This is a genomic window from Collinsella aerofaciens, assembly GCF_040910245.1.
Taxonomy (GTDB): domain Bacteria; phylum Actinomycetota; class Coriobacteriia; order Coriobacteriales; family Coriobacteriaceae; genus Collinsella.
Genome location: NZ_JBDGAY010000025.1, coordinates 1 through 16,573 on the forward strand (window position 1 = coordinate 1; position 16,573 = coordinate 16,573).

The window sequence follows — 16,573 nt, forward strand, 5'->3', positions numbered from 1 at the left end:
GGTGTCTCGCTGGTCCTCGGCTTCGCCTGCGGGATCGCTCGACTACCAAGCGCCCTGCCGGCACTCGCGGGTAGCCGCGGCACCAAAAAGCGCCTGCGCACTCGATGGATCCGGATGCCCGACAGAGGCTCCTTATGGCTGCTTCCTTCCGGACCTGACCAGATTCGGAACATGTCGTCATCCGAACCCATCGAACGCGCTAGGCGCTCGGTATATCTTACCCGCTCCAGCCCGATGGGGCAAGGTGGCTAATTTGGGACGGGGCTTTTTTGACTTTTTTTGACTACTTGGGCAATCAGATCGACAGGTGGTCAAATAAGCCCCGTCCCAAAAAGACTGGTCCGCTGCCGTGCCACAAAAGGGGCCTATCTACTACGTTTAAGCCGCGGGGGTCAACCATAGCCGGCTTTTTCAAAAATCGGCAAGCCGTCTACCTGCGGTTTTATTTTCGCATATTCCGGGATGGTCAGAGGTGCTCGGCTAAACGTAGTAGATGGCCGCATTTCATGGCGGACGGTCCGACCCAAGGCCCAAGGCGGCCAGCCTCGGATAGCCATTCTCGAAGTTGCGGTGGAATACGGACTGAATTGGCACCTTAAAGGCAAAAACACTCCGTATTTCACCGCAACTTATCGAGGGGATGGGTTTTAGATACGGCCAAGGTCGTAGGCTTGGGCGGCTGCTTCACCGGCGCAGATGAGGTTGGTTGTGGCTTCCTGGGGGTCGAGCGCTTGGTCAAGAGGCATGGGCCTGCGGCAGACCGGCAAAACCAAGTCGACGCCCTGCCCGTACACCGCATCCAGGTTGTCAGCGCGACCGCCAACGACGGCGACCACCGGCTTGCCATATCGCTTCGCACGACGGGCCACGCCCACCGGCGCCTTGCCGGCAGCGGATTGCTCGTCCATATTGCCCTCGCCCGTTATGACCAGGTCGGCATCGCGCACGCGCTCCTCAAACCCAATCAGATCAAGCACCGTCTCCACGCCCGAGCGCAGCTCCGCACCGAGCGCTAGCAGCGCGGCGCCCAGGCCGCCGGCGGCGCCGGCACCGGGCACACCGAGCACCGAGCCAAATGTCCGCACGCCCTCGGGCACGCGCAACAACCTCTGAGCCTGCACCCCGGTAATCGCCGCATCGAGCAGGCGACCGTAGCCGACCATCCAGCTGTCGTACCCGCGCAGTACCTCGGCATCACCCGCCGGCAAACCCTTCTGCCCACCAAACACCGCCAGTGCGCCTCGACGCCCCACGAGCGGATTCTCGACATCGGAAAGCACCACGACATGCGTGCCATTCAGTGCCCGAATCGCCGGTGCCAAATCGACACTCGCCACGCGTTCAAGGCCCGCGAGACCGGGGGCGATATTGCTGCCACGGTCATCGACAAGGTGGGCGCCCAGCGCCTGCAGCATGCCGGCGCCACCGTCGTTGGTGGCGCTGCCGCCCAGACCAATATAGATAGTCTTTGCTCCAGCACGGACCGCGCGAAGCATGAGCTCGCCCACGCCATAGGTCGAGGCCGCAAGCGCCGCCGATTCCGTGCAGGGCGAATACCCAATACCCGCCGCCTCGGCCATCTCAATAACAGCAGATTCGCACTCGCCGTCCACCAGCATCCGGGCAGACACGCGGTCGCCCAAGGGGCCTGCGACTTCACATGCCACGACCTCACCGCCGCGCGCGGCGATGGCGTCGAGCGTTCCCTCGCCGCCATCCGCCAGCGGCAGCGCGCTTACCTGGGCATCGGGCCACGCGCGGCGCACGCCTTCGGCAACCGCCGCCTCCGCCTGTGCACTCGAAACGCTGCCCTTAAAGGAATCAATCGCCAACAGCACACGACGGGGCCGCCGCTGCACGGGGCCAAAGTCGAGCGTCCCGTCAGCGAGATCCCCAACACCCGCAAGCGCCTCGGCGTGGGCGGCATGTGCTTCAAGATCGGCCCCACAACCGCAGCCAGCACCATCGGTGCCACGCAGCCCACTAAAATAGCTGCTCAGCACCGCGCGGCACTCGTCTGCCAGCACGCCGGCGGTCACATTAAACCGATGATTCAGGCGCGAATCGGCATTGAGGTCGTATAGCGACCCCAGAGCGCCCGCTTTAGCATCGGCCGCGCCGTACACGCAGCGCCCCACGCGCGCGTTAACCATAAGCCCCGCGCACATGCAGCAGGGCTCGAGCGTCACGTAGACCGTACAATCGGAAAGGCGCCAGCGACCGAGCGATTGCGCGGCGGCGCATAGGGCCGCAAACTCGGCATGCGCCGAAGGATCCTGGTCGAGCTCGCGGCGATTATACGCCCGCGCGACAATCTCACCCGCGCGCACCACTACGGCACCGATCGGTACCTCGCCCACCGCCGCGGCGGCACGCGCCTCCGCCAGCGCCTCGCGCATGAACTTCTCGTCGATTCCGGTGCTCGTCATCGTTCGCCCTCCCTGTTACAAATCCAAAACGATGCTATCATTACGACTCACGGAGAGATGGCAGAGCGGTTGAATGCGGCGGTCTTGAAAACCGTTGAGCGCGAGAGCGTTCCGGGGGTTCGAATCCCCCTCTCTCCGCCACTTCTAGTGATGCACCGGCGTCATGGTTCGCTCGAACAGCGCATCGACCACGTCAGCCATCTCGGGTCGACGCTCTAGTACGTGGCCCGATTCCCACCACATGGTAAAGAGCCGAATAATGCCGCCGGCGACAAACTCAGACGTTGTCTCGAGCGATACGGGCGCGAGCGCGTCCTCGTCAAGCGCACTCATCACGCGCCCGCGTATGGAGCGCGCGATGCGGTCGCAAATCATACTGGTCAGCATGCCCGACATGCTGCTCGCCAAAATGTTATCCATGAGCTGCTCATGCGCCAGAATCAGATCCATGGCATCGGCGAACACTTCGTGGCGAAGCGTGCGTACGTCCTCGGCGCCCTCCGCGCCATCCGCATCGGCCCGCTTTTGCGGCAGGCCCGACATGAGCTCATCGATATAGAAGGCAAAGTAATCGTTTTTGTCGCGGAAGTGCTTGTAGAACGTCGTCCGACGAATCATAGCGCGGTCGCACAGCATGGCAACCGTCACGTCCTCAAACCGATGCTCTTCGAGCAGCTCGGTAAAGGCCTCGAACAGGGCCCGATAGGTTTTCTTGATGCGAAGGTCCATATATATCGCCCTCCTCAAGGAGAAGACAACGCTCACTAATCTGTCGCATATCTTACACCTGTATCGCCCGCCCCCTGGCGAATGGCCTTACCTTGGCGGAAACATAACGCTTACCGGAAAGTTCGGTATCGCCAAAGGTTGCGGGTATACTAGTAGCGTTACACCAACGGCAGCCGGCGGAAGACGCCGCGGCCATTCGAAACGGAGACACCATGATTCCCGTCATCATCGGTATCGTTGTTGTCGTTGTGATTGTCTGCGCCATCGCCGGCATCTACAACAACATGGTCACCAAGCGCAATCGCATCGATAACGCCTGGCAGAACATCGACACGCAGCTGCAGCGCCGCAACGACTTGATCCCTAACCTGGTCGAGACCGTCAAGGGCTACGCCAAACACGAGCAGGACACGCTTGCCGCCGTGGTCAACGCGCGCAACGCCGCCGTGAGCGCCACCACGCCCGAAGCCAAGATGGAAGCCGACAACGTGCTGACCGGCGCCCTGCGCCAGCTCTTCGCCGTGGCCGAGGCTTACCCCGATCTTAAGGCGAACACCAACTTTATGCAGCTCCAGGCCACGCTCGAAGACACCGAGAATAAGGTGAGCTACGCGCGCCAGAGCTACAACGACTGCGTGCTTAGCTACAACAACGCCATCCAGACCTTCCCGGCCGTCATCTTTGCCGGCATCTTCCAGTTTAAGGAGCGCCAGGGCTTCGAGGCCGCCGAAGCTGCCCGCCAGGCACCGACCGTCAAGTTCTAACAGATCAGCAGCGTATCCTTAATCGGGTATATGCATAAACCGCCCCGTCGAATGCATACTTTGACGGGGCGGTTTCCTTTGTCGCAAAGGTCCCCCTCAAGGCGCCGTGCATTTTTGGGAGTATTCAACATGCCCGACAGCTTCGGGCGCCACGATAAATGCCAAAGACCGCGAATATCCCCGCAAATCAAACGCTGTCAGCCCATAACCCCGCCCATCATTCGTAGAAAACATCGATAAATCCCGATTTTTCGCCCGAGGTCGGTATGCAGGGGCCTTCGATTGCAGAATACTCGCAAAAATGCACGTCGCCACCACCCCCACATGGCGCGAACCAAAACAAAAGCGCGGTCAATAGGCCGCGCACCATCTTTAATTCAGATCTATATTGCCCGTACGACAGCGCCAAGGTGACGCAGGCCCGAGGGCAACCTACCTTTCCGGCGCACTCCGCAGGACGAAAGAACCTCCGCCGCACGAAGTGCGCAGCGGAGGTTCTTTCATGTCCGAGGACGCGCCGGAAAGGTAGGTTGCCCTCGGGCCGGACAGCTAAGACGGCTTACGCGACGGTGTAAACCCAGTTGTGCTTATCCTCGACAGCGCCGGACTGGATACCAGTCAGGGTCTCGCGAAGCTTCTTCATCACAGGACCGATCTCGGTGCAGCCAGCCGGGAAGGTCACGGTCTCATCGGCACCATAGACCTTGTTGTCGATCTCGCCCACCGGGGAGATGACGGCAGCGGTGCCGCACAGGCCGCACTCCACAAAGGTGCCGGCCTTGACCTCGGCCCACTCGACGGGACGCTGATCGACGGTCATACCCAAATCCTCGGCAACCTGAACGAGCGAGCGACGGGTGATGGAGGGCAGGATGGAGTCGGTGTGCGACTGAGGAACGACGAGGGTGCCGTCCTCCTTCACGAACAGAACGTTCGCGCCGCCGGTCTCCTCGACATAGGTGCGGGACTCGGAGTCGAGATACAGGTTCTCGGCATAACCCTCGCGGTGAGCCTCCATCGTGGGCTTGAGGGACATGGCATAGTTGAGGCCGGCCTTGATGTTACCGGTGCCGTGCGGTGCAGCACGGTCATACTCGGAAACACGCAGCTTGACGGGCTTAAGGCCACCCTTAAAGTACGGACCGACCGGGGTCACGAGAATGCGGAACGTGTACTCAGGAGCGGGAGCCACGCCGATCACGTCACCGGAGCCGATCATAAACGGGCGCACGTACAGAGTCGCGCCGGAGCCGAAGGGCGGAACCCAGGCGGCGTTGGCAGAAACGACCTGCTTGACGGCCTCAACAAACTTGTCCTTGGGGAACGGGGGCATCTCCAGACGCTGGGCGGAGTTGTACATGCGCTCGGCGTTCATGTCGGGACGGAAGCAGACGATGCTGCCGTCCTCGGCGGTGTAGGCCTTCAGGCCCTCAAAGACCTCTTGGCAGTAATGGAAGATGCCGCCGCACTCGGAGACGTGCAGGGTGTGGTCGGTGGTCAGGCCGCCCTCGTCCCACTCGCCATCCTTCCAATGGGCCTCGTAGCTGTAATCGGTCTTCATGTAGCCAAAGCCAAGGCTACCCCAATCGATATCCTTCTTCTCGACAGTCATATGTCGCTCCTTACATACACAGTTGCATACTCGCGAACTCGCACGCAAGGACCGAGGCCGACCGCGTCGCAACGTCGCACGCCCGGAGCGTAGAGCCGGACGGGACACGCGAACGGCATCAAAGCCGATGGCACGTCGATTCGCATGCACGAGATTGTACTCCGCACGCGCATCGGATAAAACGCTTTTCTTTAACTAACTAAAGTATTTTCATTTGACCGAAACTAAAGAGGCCCGCCACCGTAAACGGTGACGGGCCTCAACGACGCGATTTGTGCGCCCGCTCGAGCTAGGCGTTCTATTTGCCCAGCTTAGCCTTAACCAAGCCGACCACGGTCGGGATGATCGACACGGCGACGATGCCGATAATCAACAGCTCAAAGTGCTCCTGCACAAAGGGAATGCCGCCAAAGAAGTAGCCCAGCAGCGTAAAGACCGTCGACCAGGTAATGCCGCCCAGCACGTTAAAGACGACAAAGTTGCGCCAGTGCATGCCGCCCATGCCGGCGATAAAGGGCACAAAGGTGCGGATAAACGGGAAGAAGCGACCCAGGAAGATGGCCAGGTGACCCCACTTGTCCAAGAAGTCCTCGGACTTTTTGATGCGCTCGGGCGTCATGGCCTTTACCTTGCCCGAGGCGATGATCTTGCGGCCAAAGAAGTGGCCGATCATAAAGTTGCACTGATCGCCCAGGATGGCTGCGGCCCATGCGGTGGCCAGAAGCGCCACGATGTTAAAGCCGCCGTTGTGGGCAAAGAAGCCCGAGGCAAACAGCAGCGAATCGCCGGGAAGGAACGGGAAGAACACCACGCCCGTCTCGATAAAGATAATCAGGAACACGCAGCCGTAGGCCATAAGCGGGCCGGCGGCGATCCAGCTGGCAATCGCGGTGCGCGGGTCTTTGAGCAGCTCGGCGATATAATTAATGAAACCCATGAAGTAAAACCTCTCAGTTGTGGGCGCGGATACGTCCAAGTTGACCAGTATACGGTTGCAGCGCCCCCTCGTGCGCAACCCCACAAAAGGATGACTCCATTACCAGCAAGTTTGCATAACTGACACCTGTTGCGCAATGCCGCCAAGATTGTTCTTCCTAATCCCTAGCGAATCGCTATACTTTATTGAATCGCATTGCCATGGCGCTAAGGGAGGGCGGCCGGTGAGCTTTATCAATACCATTCGCGAGGACATCAAAACCGTCCAGGCGCAAGACCCCGCTGCGCAAAACGGTCTGGTCATCTTCCTGTCCTACCCCGGCCTGCACGCCAAGTGGAACCATGTGCCCGAGCACTGGCTGTGGGAGCATGGACATCGCTCGCTCGCCCGTGTGCTCTCGCAAATCACCCGCCACATCACCGGCGTCGAGATTCATCCCGCTGCACAGATCGGCAAGCATTTCTTTATCGACCACGCCATGGGCGTCGTCATCGGCGAAACCACCATCGTGGGCGACAACTGCGTGCTCTACCAGGGCGTTACGCTCGGCGGCACCGGCAACGAAACCGGCAAGCGCCACCCCACCCTGGGCAACAACGTCACCGTGGGCACGGGCGCCAAGGTGCTCGGCAACATTCGCATCGGCAACAACGTCAAGATCGGCGGCAATTCGGTTGTCGTTAAGGACGTGCCCGACAACTGCACCGTCGTGGGCGTGCCAGGCCGCATCATCAAGCGCAACGGCTGCCGCGTGTTCGAGGAGAGCTTCGATGCCAAGCAGCATCGCGAGTACATGCCCGATGACGCCGCCGAGCAGTCCGCGCTCAACCGCCAAGGCATCACCGAGAATGCCCGCCGCGTCAAGGAACTCGAGCGAGAGGTGGCCGAGCTCAAAGCCCTCGTCACGAAGCTCATGGACGAACGCTAGAAGCGGATGGCTACCGACAACATTGACGTCAACGCAAAGGCGCGCCAGGGAATTCATCCCCGGCGCGCCTTATTTGTGATATGACAAAGGGGCTGCCCCTTTGTCAAATTATGCGAACTGGCTCAGATAGAGGTCGGCGTAGGCACCCTCGGCAGCCAGCAGCTCCTTATGCGTACCCTGCTCGATAATGTTGCCATGATCCATGACCAAGATCAGGTCGGCATCCACAATTGTCGACAGGCGATGCGCGATCACAAAGCTCGTGCGCCCGCGCATAAGCGCATCCATGGCACGGCCGATGGCAAGCTCGGTACGCGTGTCCACGCTCGACGTCGCCTCGTCCAAGATGAGAATCGCCGGGTTGTTGAGCAGTACGCGCGCGATGGTCAGCAGCTGGCGCTGACCTTGGCTGATGCTTTCGGCATCGTTGGCCACGTGCGTGTCGTAGCCCTGTGGCATGGTGCGCACAAAGAAATCGACCTGCGCGGCACGGGCGGCGGCCACGACCTCCTCGCGCGTTGCCTCAGGGCAGCCATATGCGATGTTTTCGGCAATCGTGCCATCGAACAGCCAGGCGTCCTGCAGCACCATGCCAAACTGCTGCCGCAGCTCGCCGCGATCCATGCGGCTCGTATCCACGCCGTCGAGCGTAATACGCCCGCCGTCAATCTCGTAGAAGCGCATGAGCAGGTTGATGAGCGTGGTCTTGCCCGCGCCCGTGGTTCCCACCACGGCGATCTTCTGGCCCGGCTCGGCGGTGAACGACACGTCGCGCATAAGCAGCTTTTCGGGCGTGTAGCCAAAGCGCACATGCTCAAAGGCGACGCGGCCCTCCACGCGACCCGGTAGCTTGGCGGCCTCGCCCGGCTGCGGATCGGCCTCCATCTCGGGCTCATCGAGCAGGTCGAACACGCGCTCCGCACTCGCCAGCGCGCTCTGCAGCGAGTTGAAGGTAAACGACAGCTGCGTCATGGGCTCGGATGCCTCGTAGATAAACTGAAAGAACGCTTGGAACACGCCGACGGTCATGTGGCCGGCAACCAGCATGCTGCAGCCCACAATCGCAATCACGATCTGTGCCAGGCGGCCGATAAAGCGCACCGCGGGGCCGACGGCGTTAATCATAAAGTCGGCCTTGGCACTCACGCGTGCCAGCTCGCCCGAGGCCTGGTGCACCTCGGCAGAACTCTGACGCTCGCGGTTAAACGCGCGAATCACCAGACGGCCCGAGTAGCCTTCCTCGACTGCACTCGTAATCTTGGACACCCACTCCTGGCGCTCGCCGGTTACGTCATGCGTGCGGCGCGAGACCACCTTGGTCACCAGCAGCGACAACGCCGTAAAGAACAAAAAGACCAGCGTAAGCGGCACACTGAACACAAACATCACGCCCACAGCGCCCACTACCGTACCAATCGACACCAGCAGCTGCAGCAAGCCGCGCTGCATGCTCTCGGACATCTTGTCCAAGTCATTGGTCGCGCGGCTGACGACCTCGCCGGGACGATGCGCGTCAAAATAGGCGAGCGGCAGACGATTGAGCTTTTGAGCGATGCGGTTACGCAGACGCAGGTTGAGACGTTCGGCCACGCTCGACATCAAAAAGCTCTGGAGCGCGTAGAACGAGGCAGCGGCCGTCCAGATCATAAAGTAGATGAAGATGGTCCTGCCGCAGTTCTCCCAGGTGATGTTGAAGGTGGTGTCGTTGGCAAACGCCACCTGAATGTGGCCCCACAGCTCATCGATCACGCGGGCGCTATATGCCGGCGCAGCGGTGTTAAAGATGGCATAGAACACGATGCTCGCGAACACGATATAGAAGCGCCAATGGTCACCGGCATCCTCGCTCCACAGGCGGCGCACCGTCGCCCAGGTGTCGCGGGGTTTCTCGTCCTCGTCCTCGTCGTCCACATCGCGCATGCGCTCTGCCTCAGCGCGGGCGCGCTCGTCCTCGGCGCGTTCGTTTTCCTCGTAGAGCGCTTGGCGGCGAGCCTCGCGCTCGGCTGCAGCCTTGGCGGCCTCGTCCAGCTCGGGTGCTACGGCAGCTGTTTCCTCAACAAGCCCCGTGGCAACGGCGTCATCAACGCTGGCCTGCTTCCTGAGCTCCTCGGTCATGCTACTCACCTCCCTTCATTTGCGATTCCGCGATGGCGCGGTACACCTCGCAGGTTTCCATAAGCTCGCCATGCGTGCCCAGGCCCACAACCTCGCCGTCCTTGAGCACGACGATCTGGTCGGCGTGCAAGATCGTCGAGATGCGCTGCGCGATAATGAGCACCGCAGCGTCACGCGTCTCGTTTTGCAACGCATGGCGCAGGGCGGCATCGGTCTTAAAGTCCAGGGCCGAAAAGCTGTCGTCAAAGATATATAGATCGGCATGCTTCATAAGCGCACGGGCGATTGCCAGACGCTGGCGCTGGCCGCCCGAAAAGTTCGTGCCGCCCTGCGCCACCGGAGTGTCGAGCCCCTGCGGCTGATCGAGTACAAAGGTGCTCTGGGCAACCTCAAGCGCGTGAAGCATGTCGGCCTCGGTCGCGCCCTCATTGCCAAAGCGCAGATTGCTTGCCACGGTGCCCGAGAACAGCCATGCCTTTTGCGGCACATAGGCAATGCGCCCGCGAATCTCGCCTTGCGAAAGCTCGCGCAGGTCGACGCCGTCCAGGCGAATGGCGCCCTTGGTGGCGTCGTGGAAGCGCAGCAGGAGCTTGGCCACCGTCGACTTGCCCGAACCCGTCGAGCCGACGATCGCGGTCGTCTGACCGCGGCGACAGGTAAAGTTCAGATCGCACAGCGTGTCCTCGTCGGCGTCGTCGAAACGGAACGACATATGATCGAACACGGCGACCGCGTCGGCACTGTCAACAGGCTCCGCCGCGCACGTATCCAGCGTGCGCTTGCCGTCCACAATGCTCGGCTCAATCTCCAACACCTGTTGCGCGCGGTTGAGGCACGCCGCAGCGCGCGGAAGCGTCAGAATCACCATCTGCGCCATCATCACAAAGAACAGGATCAGGATCGCGTATTCCAGTACGGCCGAGATGCTGCCGATTTGCATGGCATGGGCGCCCACGCGGTTGCCGCCCACCCACAGCACCGCCACCTCGGCGATGTTCATCAAAAAGAAGCTGGAGCTGTCGAGCCCCACAAACAGGTGGTTGACCTTAATGGCGTTGTCCGCGTAATCGCTAAATACCTCGTCCAGGCGCTGCTCCTCGTGGCGCTCCTTATTGAAAGCGCGGATGACGCGAACGCCCACGATGTTCTCGCGCAGCACCACGTTCATACGATCGATAAAGCTCTGAAGGCGCATAAAAATCGGCGCGGCGTTAGCCACCGTAAAGACCGCCGCCACCAGCACGATCGCAACGACCACGCCCAGCAGCGTTCCCATGGCGGGATCGATAAACCAAGCAAATATGATGCCCGCGACGGCCAGGAATGGCACCGGCAGCACCAACTGAATCGTCTGAAGGATTGCCTGCTGAATCACGTTGATGTCGTTGAGTGAGCGTGTGATCATCGATCCGGTACCAAAGCGCTCAAAGTCGCTGGCCGCGAGCTCGAGCGATTTGTCGTACACGGCATTGCGGATATCGCAGGCCACGTTGGCGGCCAGGCGCGCCGAAAGATAGCAGCCCAGCACCGTGCCGCCGCTAGCCATGCTGGTCGCGATAAACATGTATAGGCCGTTACGTAAAATGTAGTCGACATCGCCCGTGGTAATTCCGGTGTTGACCATGTTCGCCAGCATCGTTGGAACCAACAGCGTACCGACGTTATCCACCAGCAGCACCAGTAGCGTCACTGCGACAAGCCCTCGGTAGGGCTTCAAAAACCTCATTAACAGTCGCACGACTCCCCCTCACGTTGATTCTCCGACTGATCTTCGGCTGCCACCTGCCGCTTAAATGCCTCGCACTCGTCGCCCAGGACTTGGGAGAATTTGCCAATCAAGCGCATAATCTCGCGCTGCTCACATGGCTCGAGGGCATCGAAGGCTCTCTGCTCGGCCCCTTGCGCCGGCATCGCATACCGTTTTGCAAATCGTCTACCCTCTTCGGTCAGGCTCACAACCTTGTTCTTGCGACTGCCTTCGGCAAACTCAAGCGTGGCGAAACCCCGCGCCGTCAAGGTTTTAATGGCCGAGTTTATAGTCTGTTTGCTATAGAACCATTCGCTTGTCAGACGACTTACAGCAATGCTGCCGCCCGCCGTGCTGGTGTCGACGAGCATCCAATAGGCGCAGTCCGAAAGACCACAGGTGCGCGCGAACTCCGAATAGATACGGTCAAGCCCGTTGAGCATCCGGTCGAAATCGACCAGGCTAACTGCATTATTCATCTCTCCCGCCATTCGATAGTCCGAGTTTTGACCAATTTGTTTTTAGATTAGTCCGAGATTTGACCATCGTCAATAAGTTCGTTATATATGGTCTGCTCTACATTGCATATCGACAGAAAAAGACCGCCGGCGCGGGGGCGGCGCCGGCGGTCACGCGAGAATAGCGATGTATTTGCCCGTTAGGCAGCGACGGCCTCGTAGACCGTGGCGCCCGCAAAGCTGTCGTGCAGGCTCTTGCCGCAGATCCAGGGCAGCTCAACGACCTCACAGACCGTGTTAACCAGCTCGGAGCAGTCAGTAAAGTGGCCCTTATCGTTGAGAGCCTCGCAATCCTGAACACGCCAATATCCATCGGTGTGCGTGATGTAGTACTCGTGGTTGTCGATCGTCACAAAAGCGCGCGTCTTGGAACGCAGCAGCTTCAGAAATCCTTCGAAGTCAGTCTCGACGACATCTCCAGCCTGGAACATGATGTTACCTCCTGGCCCGGCGCCACCATGGCGCGTTGATAAACGTTGGTACTCCTTTAGTAAAACCTTTATCAGAGCTTATGCGCGCATCATTTAGGCAAGTGGTAAAAAACCGCAGGGTAGACGGGATAAAACGTTTAACCATCTCATCAGCTTCTCACATTCTTGCCGCAGTTTTATGCAAGCCGACTTTTCCGATTGGCGGCCATTGCTGTTTGGAGCCCTTCGCGCGATTACGGCTACGGCACGACGGGTAAGAACGGAGCATCTGCAACGTCATCGCTAGGAGGACCCATGGAGACCATCGAAGCGCTCATCCATCGCCGCAGCTGCCGCAACTACAGCGATCGCCCCGTCGAAGCCGAAAAGCTCGCACGCATTATCGAGGCCGGCCAGTATGCGCCCAGCGGCATGGGACGCCAGCCGGTGACGTTTGTCGCCGTTACCGATCCCGCGACCATCGAGCGTCTCTCGCAGCTCAATGCGCAAGTCATGGGCAGCAACGACGACCCCTTCTACGGTGCCAAAACGGTTGTGGTGGTGCTGGTCGACCGCAGCGTGCCCACGCATCTGGAAGACGGTTCGCTTGCCATGGGCAACCTGCTCAATGCTGCCTATGCGCTGGGCGTTGATTCGTGCTGGATTCATCGCGCCCACGAGGTTTTCGATTCGCCCGAGGGCCTCGATCTACTGGCCAGCTGGGGTCTGCCCGCCGACGGAAGCCTGCGCGGCGTCGGCAACTGCATCCTGGGCTATGCCGAGGGCACGCTTCCCGAGGCCAAGCCCCGCCGCGACAACGTGGTGTATGTCAGATAAACAGTTCCGCCGTTCTACCGAACGGCGGATCGGCCGACGCTGCGCGAGCCGCATTCACGCCAATCTGACGTTCAATTTCGAGGGCGCGACCAGAAGGTCAGCGCCCTCTCATTTCACGTCACCTTGGCGCAAATGCGGCTCGCTCGCTGTTGGTGACTGACATCGACCGCGCCACTGTTGGCATCTGGCGCTTGGGCAGCTAATCGACTGGATGGTAGAAGGTGTCGACGACCGTTTGCTTTACGTTGTCTTGGTCTAGGTAAAACTCGGCAAAGGTGTCGCCCTGCTGCATGGTTCCCTGCAGCGTCACAACATCAAACGAAGTCAGGCCGTGCTCGAGCATCGTAGTCGCCAGGTAGCTAAACTCATCGAGACCCAGGTTGGTCCATGTATAGTCGCCCATCGTCTGGTACAAGTTGATCAGCACGGCCGGATTGCTCTTGGCGCTGTTGAGCACCTTGGCCGCGAATGCCTGAAGGTAACTCACCTGACGCGTGGTTCGGTCGAGCGAGGACGTGAGCACAGAGGTATCGCGCCACTGCACGTACTTCTCGGCCATCTTGCCAAAGAGTGTTGTCTCCTGACCCTCGACCACCGAGGTGCCCGGCACAGTCTGCGTGGGTACCAGCGTTACGCCGCCGATGGAATCGTTAATGGGCGCCACGCCCTCAATGTTGAGCGTGTAGTAATAGTCGACCGGAATATTGTCGAGCACACGCGAAGCGGCGGCGGCCACCAGAGCCGAGGAATTGTCGCCGTCGGTGCCATAGGCAAACTGCAGGCACAGTTGCTCGGTCACCTGGCCGGCAAATGACCCATTGGAATACGTGTCCACGGCAACCATACTATCGCGCGGGATAACAATGCCGCGCGCCTCACCCGTGTCGGTATTGAGTGCCACAACCATCACGGTATCGGACTGACCCTTCTGGGTGCCATCGTCGTTGTCGCGTCCATCAAAACCAATAAACGCCACCGTGGCCATATGCTTGTTGAGCTCATACTTCTTGCCGTTATAGGTAATGGTGTCGCCCTTGGCCTTAATGACCTTTTCGGTCTTTTCCTCAATCTTCTTTTTGCCTTGGTTCACGCTGTGATTCACAAAGCCCCAGCCGGCAGCAGCAACCGCACCAATCACGAGCAGCACGATCACGAGCGTGCGGATACGGCGACGACGCTTGATGCGCTTAATCGACTCCTCAGAGTGACGACGGCGCTGCGGTGCCGTCTCATCGAGCGAAGGCCATTCGGCCTCATCAGCCGGCTGCGGCACATCATCCGCAACCTGCGCCGAAGCCTCGGCCTGTTCCGCGGCTTTGCTCTGCGCCCCATCTTGCGCGTCAGATGCCGAGACGACATCGGCGCGCTGCTGCATATCGGCAGGCTCCACCACATCGGAAATCTGCTGCTGGGAAGTGTTCTCCTGGCCGCTTTCTTCGGGGTCTACCGCATCGATAAAGTATTTACCGCGTGGGTTCATTGCTACTTGGTTTCCTGATCATTAACTAAAACGCCGCTAACGATATAGCGCGAGTTGCTGCGCTGTGATTTGTCGAGCACGCAGGTGCTCAGCTGCACAATCTTACTATCTGCATCAAGCGATACGCCTTCGCGCACGTTTTTAAGGAGCGCGTCGGGATTGCAAACGGTATTGAAATACTCCTGACGCACGGCGGGATCGGCAAAGTTAAAGGAGTTGAGGATGTGGCGATTATCGTACTGGTAGGCCGAAACGATCTTGTACTTCAGGATATGGCCGGGTGTGTAGATGAAGAACTCGGTGTTCTCGTTAAAGAAGTCCGCATCCTCAAAATAATGCAAGTTATGGAACATGCGTCTGTTCACATGACCATAGATCACCGTGACGGGGTCACTAAAATCGCGGGCGTTGGCCATCTGGCTAAAGGCGGCGCCGTACGGATCGTACTTGCCATCCTTGTCGTGATTGAGATAGAACAGGTCGTCCACCGAGCTCTGTAGCAAGGGCGTATTGATATCGGTACCCGGAATGTAGAGCCAAGCGTAGATGTCGGCGTTCTCCTGGACCAGTGGAGCAAAATCGATGGGATTATCCGGCAGCTCGTCGTTCTTAGACTCGACCTTGGTCGCGGGCTTGCCCGTCGCGCTCATCTCCTCGGCGCCCTTTTGATCTAGATGGTGCATGTAGAGCACGTAGCCGCCACAGCCAACTGCAACCAACAACAGCACGGCGATAACACCTTTGAGAATTGCGGCGCGACGCCTTTTGCCCGGGTCGCCCACGTGCTTGCCCAACGGCTGCTCTGCCATGATATTCCTTCATCCCAAATCAGTTAAAAAAGGACCCGCACAAGTACGGGTCCTTAAATCTTACGGTTGAAACCGTATGCGTGCTAGTTGTTCTTGCGAAGAGCAACAAAGGCGCAAGCGGCACCAGCGGCGGCAACAACAGCCACGGCGGCGACACCGGTAGTGTCCACACCGGTAGTCGGGGACTTAGCGCCGTTGTCGGTGGCGGCAGCACCAGTGGCAGTCTTCTCGGCCACGATGGTGTAGGTGGAGAGCTTGGTGACCTCAAAGGTAACATTGCCGTTGTTGTCGGCAGTGAGGTTCAGGGTCTCCTTCTCGTCATCGTTGTGCTGGACATAGACGGTGACCTTGGCGCCGGCGTAGGCCTTGCCAAGGGTGAAGGTGATGGTCAGCGGGTTGGACTCAGAAACAGTGCCCGCGACGGTCTCGGTGATCTCGAAGGAAGCGACCACGTTGGCGCCGGCAGGGGTGCCCGCGGCGTGCTTGGTGGTGGACTCAACCTTGACGTTGGCGTTGTTGACGCTCGCGGTCACATTGTTGGCGCCGGTGGTGGTGGTGTTGGCCGGGCTCGGAGCGGCAAAAGCAGCCACGGGCATAGCCAGGGCAAGAGCGAGAACGCTCAACGCTGCCATGAATCTCTTCTTCATGTTAGGTACTCCTCAACTTGCAGCTCACGGATTTTCAAGTGCTTAGTAGTATAGCCTTTTTCTGCAAACTTCGACCAAAGAGCTCTGCATGAAACAATGTTGCAGATTTTTGTTCGCTCATAGCCCCCAAACGGCACCTCGCTGTGACGACTTTATGTTCCGGCAGGTCTACGCCGTTTGATTTGAAGCCGAATTCGCCACGTCATCGCTCGTCTGCGCCGCTCCCTCTGCTTTTTGCCCGCCTTCATCCTTTTGGGCATCGGCGATGGCGGTAGCTGCCGCAACGATGCCGCGCTGGGGCGCGATGCCCGTCTGGGTCTGAACGCCCTCGACGACTTCTGTGCCTGCATGCGCGAGCTCGGGCGATTTGAACATTGCGTCCAGATTGGCCCCGCCGCCGGCGTAACCAAGCGCCGCGAGAGCGATGACAATCACTGCAACAACGACCGCGATCGGAACATAGCGATGCCAGCCTGCGGGATTGAGGCCGCTACGGCGAGCAGCGCCACGGCTAATGTAGCCGAGCGTTCCATCGTGCTTGAGCTTTGACCCCACCACGCGCTTACGGCCCCACAGCGACGATTCGGCCTGCATGGCCAAGCGGGCGCTTG

15 protein-coding genes, 1 tRNA gene and 1 other RNA gene are annotated in these 16,573 nt (G+C 59.7%); 4 read left to right on the forward strand and 13 right to left on the reverse strand.

The genetic code is table 11. The annotated features are described in order from the left end of the window. Positions 1-98 precede the first annotated feature (98 nt). Both ffs and tadA read right to left on the reverse strand, forming a co-directional pair. An RNA gene (ffs, locus tag AB5Z20_RS08435) (signal recognition particle sRNA small type) lies at positions 99-194 on the reverse strand. Between the two features lie 453 nt (positions 195-647). Further along, positions 648-2,429 (reverse strand): tRNA adenosine(34) deaminase TadA, encoded by a 1,782-nt coding sequence (gene tadA / locus AB5Z20_RS08440; protein ID WP_368156940.1) that lies wholly within the window; start codon positions 2,427-2,429, stop codon positions 648-650. Between the two features lie 51 nt (positions 2,430-2,480). Here tadA and AB5Z20_RS08445 point away from each other — a divergent pair. Beyond that, positions 2,481-2,570 (forward strand) — tRNA-Ser (locus tag AB5Z20_RS08445). A gap of 3 nt (positions 2,571-2,573) precedes the next feature. On the opposite strand, the gene AB5Z20_RS08450 is transcribed toward AB5Z20_RS08445, so the two are convergent. After that, positions 2,574-3,158 carry a TetR/AcrR family transcriptional regulator gene (locus tag AB5Z20_RS08450; protein ID WP_368156941.1) on the reverse strand — a complete coding sequence of 195 codons (585 nt, stop codon included), beginning with the start codon at positions 3,156-3,158 and terminating at the stop codon, positions 2,574-2,576. Between the two features lie 212 nt (positions 3,159-3,370). Here AB5Z20_RS08450 and AB5Z20_RS08455 point away from each other — a divergent pair, with 212 nt between their 5' ends. After that, a complete protein-coding gene (locus tag AB5Z20_RS08455) occupies positions 3,371-3,922 on the forward strand; it encodes a LemA family protein (RefSeq protein WP_368156942.1) in 552 nt (183 codons plus the stop codon). Positions 3,923-4,481: 559 nt separating this feature from the next. Here AB5Z20_RS08455 and AB5Z20_RS08460 read toward each other — a convergent pair. Both AB5Z20_RS08460 and AB5Z20_RS08465 read right to left on the reverse strand, forming a co-directional pair. Further along, the gene (locus AB5Z20_RS08460) at positions 4,482-5,534 is read right to left on the reverse strand and encodes a branched-chain amino acid aminotransferase (RefSeq protein WP_195363603.1); all 1,053 of its coding nucleotides are present in this window, start codon (positions 5,532-5,534) and stop codon (positions 4,482-4,484) included. Between the two features lie 298 nt (positions 5,535-5,832). Further along, on the reverse strand, positions 5,833-6,471 hold the full coding sequence (locus AB5Z20_RS08465; RefSeq protein WP_368156943.1) for a DedA family protein: 639 nt from the start codon (positions 6,469-6,471) through the stop codon (positions 5,833-5,835). A gap of 223 nt (positions 6,472-6,694) precedes the next feature. On the opposite strand from AB5Z20_RS08465, the gene cysE reads away from it, so the two are divergent. Then, positions 6,695-7,399 carry a serine O-acetyltransferase gene (gene cysE, locus AB5Z20_RS08470; protein WP_271740462.1) on the forward strand — a complete coding sequence of 235 codons (705 nt, stop codon included), beginning with the start codon at positions 6,695-6,697 and terminating at the stop codon, positions 7,397-7,399. A gap of 108 nt (positions 7,400-7,507) precedes the next feature. Here the strand turns inward: cysE and AB5Z20_RS08475 are convergent, their stop codons facing one another. From AB5Z20_RS08475 to AB5Z20_RS08490, 4 genes are all read right to left on the reverse strand, one after another. Then, positions 7,508-9,514 carry an ABC transporter ATP-binding protein gene (locus AB5Z20_RS08475; RefSeq protein ID WP_368156944.1) on the reverse strand — a complete coding sequence of 669 codons (2,007 nt, stop codon included), beginning with the start codon at positions 9,512-9,514 and terminating at the stop codon, positions 7,508-7,510. A 1-nt stretch (position 9,515) separates the two neighbouring features. Continuing rightward, positions 9,516-11,240, reverse strand: coding sequence for an ABC transporter ATP-binding protein (locus AB5Z20_RS08480; protein ID WP_368156945.1), 1,725 nt, complete (start codon positions 11,238-11,240; stop codon positions 9,516-9,518). Then, positions 11,240-11,740 (reverse strand): MarR family winged helix-turn-helix transcriptional regulator, encoded by a 501-nt coding sequence (locus AB5Z20_RS08485; RefSeq protein ID WP_368156946.1) that lies wholly within the window; start codon positions 11,738-11,740, stop codon positions 11,240-11,242. Before AB5Z20_RS08485 ends, AB5Z20_RS08480 begins: the two co-directional genes overlap by 1 nt. A gap of 179 nt (positions 11,741-11,919) precedes the next feature. Next, the gene (locus AB5Z20_RS08490; protein ID WP_199583492.1) at positions 11,920-12,210 is read right to left on the reverse strand and encodes a CDP-alcohol phosphatidyltransferase; all 291 of its coding nucleotides are present in this window, start codon (positions 12,208-12,210) and stop codon (positions 11,920-11,922) included. Between the two features lie 294 nt (positions 12,211-12,504). On the opposite strand from AB5Z20_RS08490, the gene AB5Z20_RS08495 reads away from it, so the two are divergent. Beyond that, entirely contained in the window at positions 12,505-13,026 is a 522-nt protein-coding gene (locus AB5Z20_RS08495; protein ID WP_368156947.1) for a nitroreductase family protein, read from the forward strand. Between the two features lie 199 nt (positions 13,027-13,225). Here the strand turns inward: AB5Z20_RS08495 and AB5Z20_RS08500 are convergent, their stop codons facing one another. The 4 genes from AB5Z20_RS08500 to AB5Z20_RS08515 form a co-directional block, all read right to left on the reverse strand. Next, on the reverse strand, positions 13,226-14,506 hold the full coding sequence (locus tag AB5Z20_RS08500) for an LCP family protein (RefSeq protein ID WP_368156948.1): 1,281 nt from the start codon (positions 14,504-14,506) through the stop codon (positions 13,226-13,228). A 2-nt stretch (positions 14,507-14,508) separates the two neighbouring features. Beyond that, entirely contained in the window at positions 14,509-15,315 is an 807-nt protein-coding gene (locus AB5Z20_RS08505) for a class B sortase (protein WP_368156949.1), read from the reverse strand. An 83-nt stretch (positions 15,316-15,398) separates the two neighbouring features. Then, the gene (locus AB5Z20_RS08510; protein WP_368156950.1) at positions 15,399-15,962 is read right to left on the reverse strand and encodes a hypothetical protein; all 564 of its coding nucleotides are present in this window, start codon (positions 15,960-15,962) and stop codon (positions 15,399-15,401) included. 168 nt (positions 15,963-16,130) lie between these two features. Further along, positions 16,131-16,556, reverse strand: a complete 426-nt coding sequence (locus AB5Z20_RS08515; protein WP_368156951.1) for a hypothetical protein — start codon at positions 16,554-16,556, stop codon at positions 16,131-16,133. Positions 16,557-16,573 lie beyond the last annotated feature (17 nt).

Bases quoted from the DNA above. Each gene is read 5' to 3' on its own strand.
- AB5Z20_RS08500 (WP_368156948.1), bottom strand. From the start codon at position 14,506: ATGAACCCACGCGGTAAATACTTTATCGATGCGGTAGACCCCGAAGAA.
- AB5Z20_RS08480 (WP_368156945.1), bottom strand. From the start codon at position 11,240: ATGAGGTTTTTGAAGCCCTACCGAGGGCTTGTCGCAGTGACGCTACTG.
- AB5Z20_RS08450 (WP_368156941.1), bottom strand. From the start codon at position 3,158: ATGGACCTTCGCATCAAGAAAACCTATCGGGCCCTGTTCGAGGCCTTT.
- AB5Z20_RS08475 (WP_368156944.1), bottom strand. From the start codon at position 9,514: ATGACCGAGGAGCTCAGGAAGCAGGCCAGCGTTGATGACGCCGTTGCC.
- AB5Z20_RS08515 (WP_368156951.1), bottom strand. From the start codon at position 16,556: ATGCAGGCCGAATCGTCGCTGTGGGGCCGTAAGCGCGTGGTGGGGTCA.
- tadA (WP_368156940.1), bottom strand. From the start codon at position 2,429: ATGACGAGCACCGGAATCGACGAGAAGTTCATGCGCGAGGCGCTGGCG.
- AB5Z20_RS08495 (WP_368156947.1), top strand. From the start codon at position 12,505: ATGGAGACCATCGAAGCGCTCATCCATCGCCGCAGCTGCCGCAACTAC.
- AB5Z20_RS08485 (WP_368156946.1), bottom strand. From the start codon at position 11,740: ATGAATAATGCAGTTAGCCTGGTCGATTTCGACCGGATGCTCAACGGG.
- AB5Z20_RS08460 (WP_195363603.1), bottom strand. From the start codon at position 5,534: ATGACTGTCGAGAAGAAGGATATCGATTGGGGTAGCCTTGGCTTTGGC.
- AB5Z20_RS08490 (WP_199583492.1), bottom strand. From the start codon at position 12,210: ATGTTCCAGGCTGGAGATGTCGTCGAGACTGACTTCGAAGGATTTCTG.
- AB5Z20_RS08510 (WP_368156950.1), bottom strand. From the start codon at position 15,962: ATGAAGAAGAGATTCATGGCAGCGTTGAGCGTTCTCGCTCTTGCCCTG.
- AB5Z20_RS08465 (WP_368156943.1), bottom strand. From the start codon at position 6,471: ATGGGTTTCATTAATTATATCGCCGAGCTGCTCAAAGACCCGCGCACC.
- AB5Z20_RS08455 (WP_368156942.1), top strand. From the start codon at position 3,371: ATGATTCCCGTCATCATCGGTATCGTTGTTGTCGTTGTGATTGTCTGC.
- AB5Z20_RS08505 (WP_368156949.1), bottom strand. From the start codon at position 15,315: ATGGCAGAGCAGCCGTTGGGCAAGCACGTGGGCGACCCGGGCAAAAGG.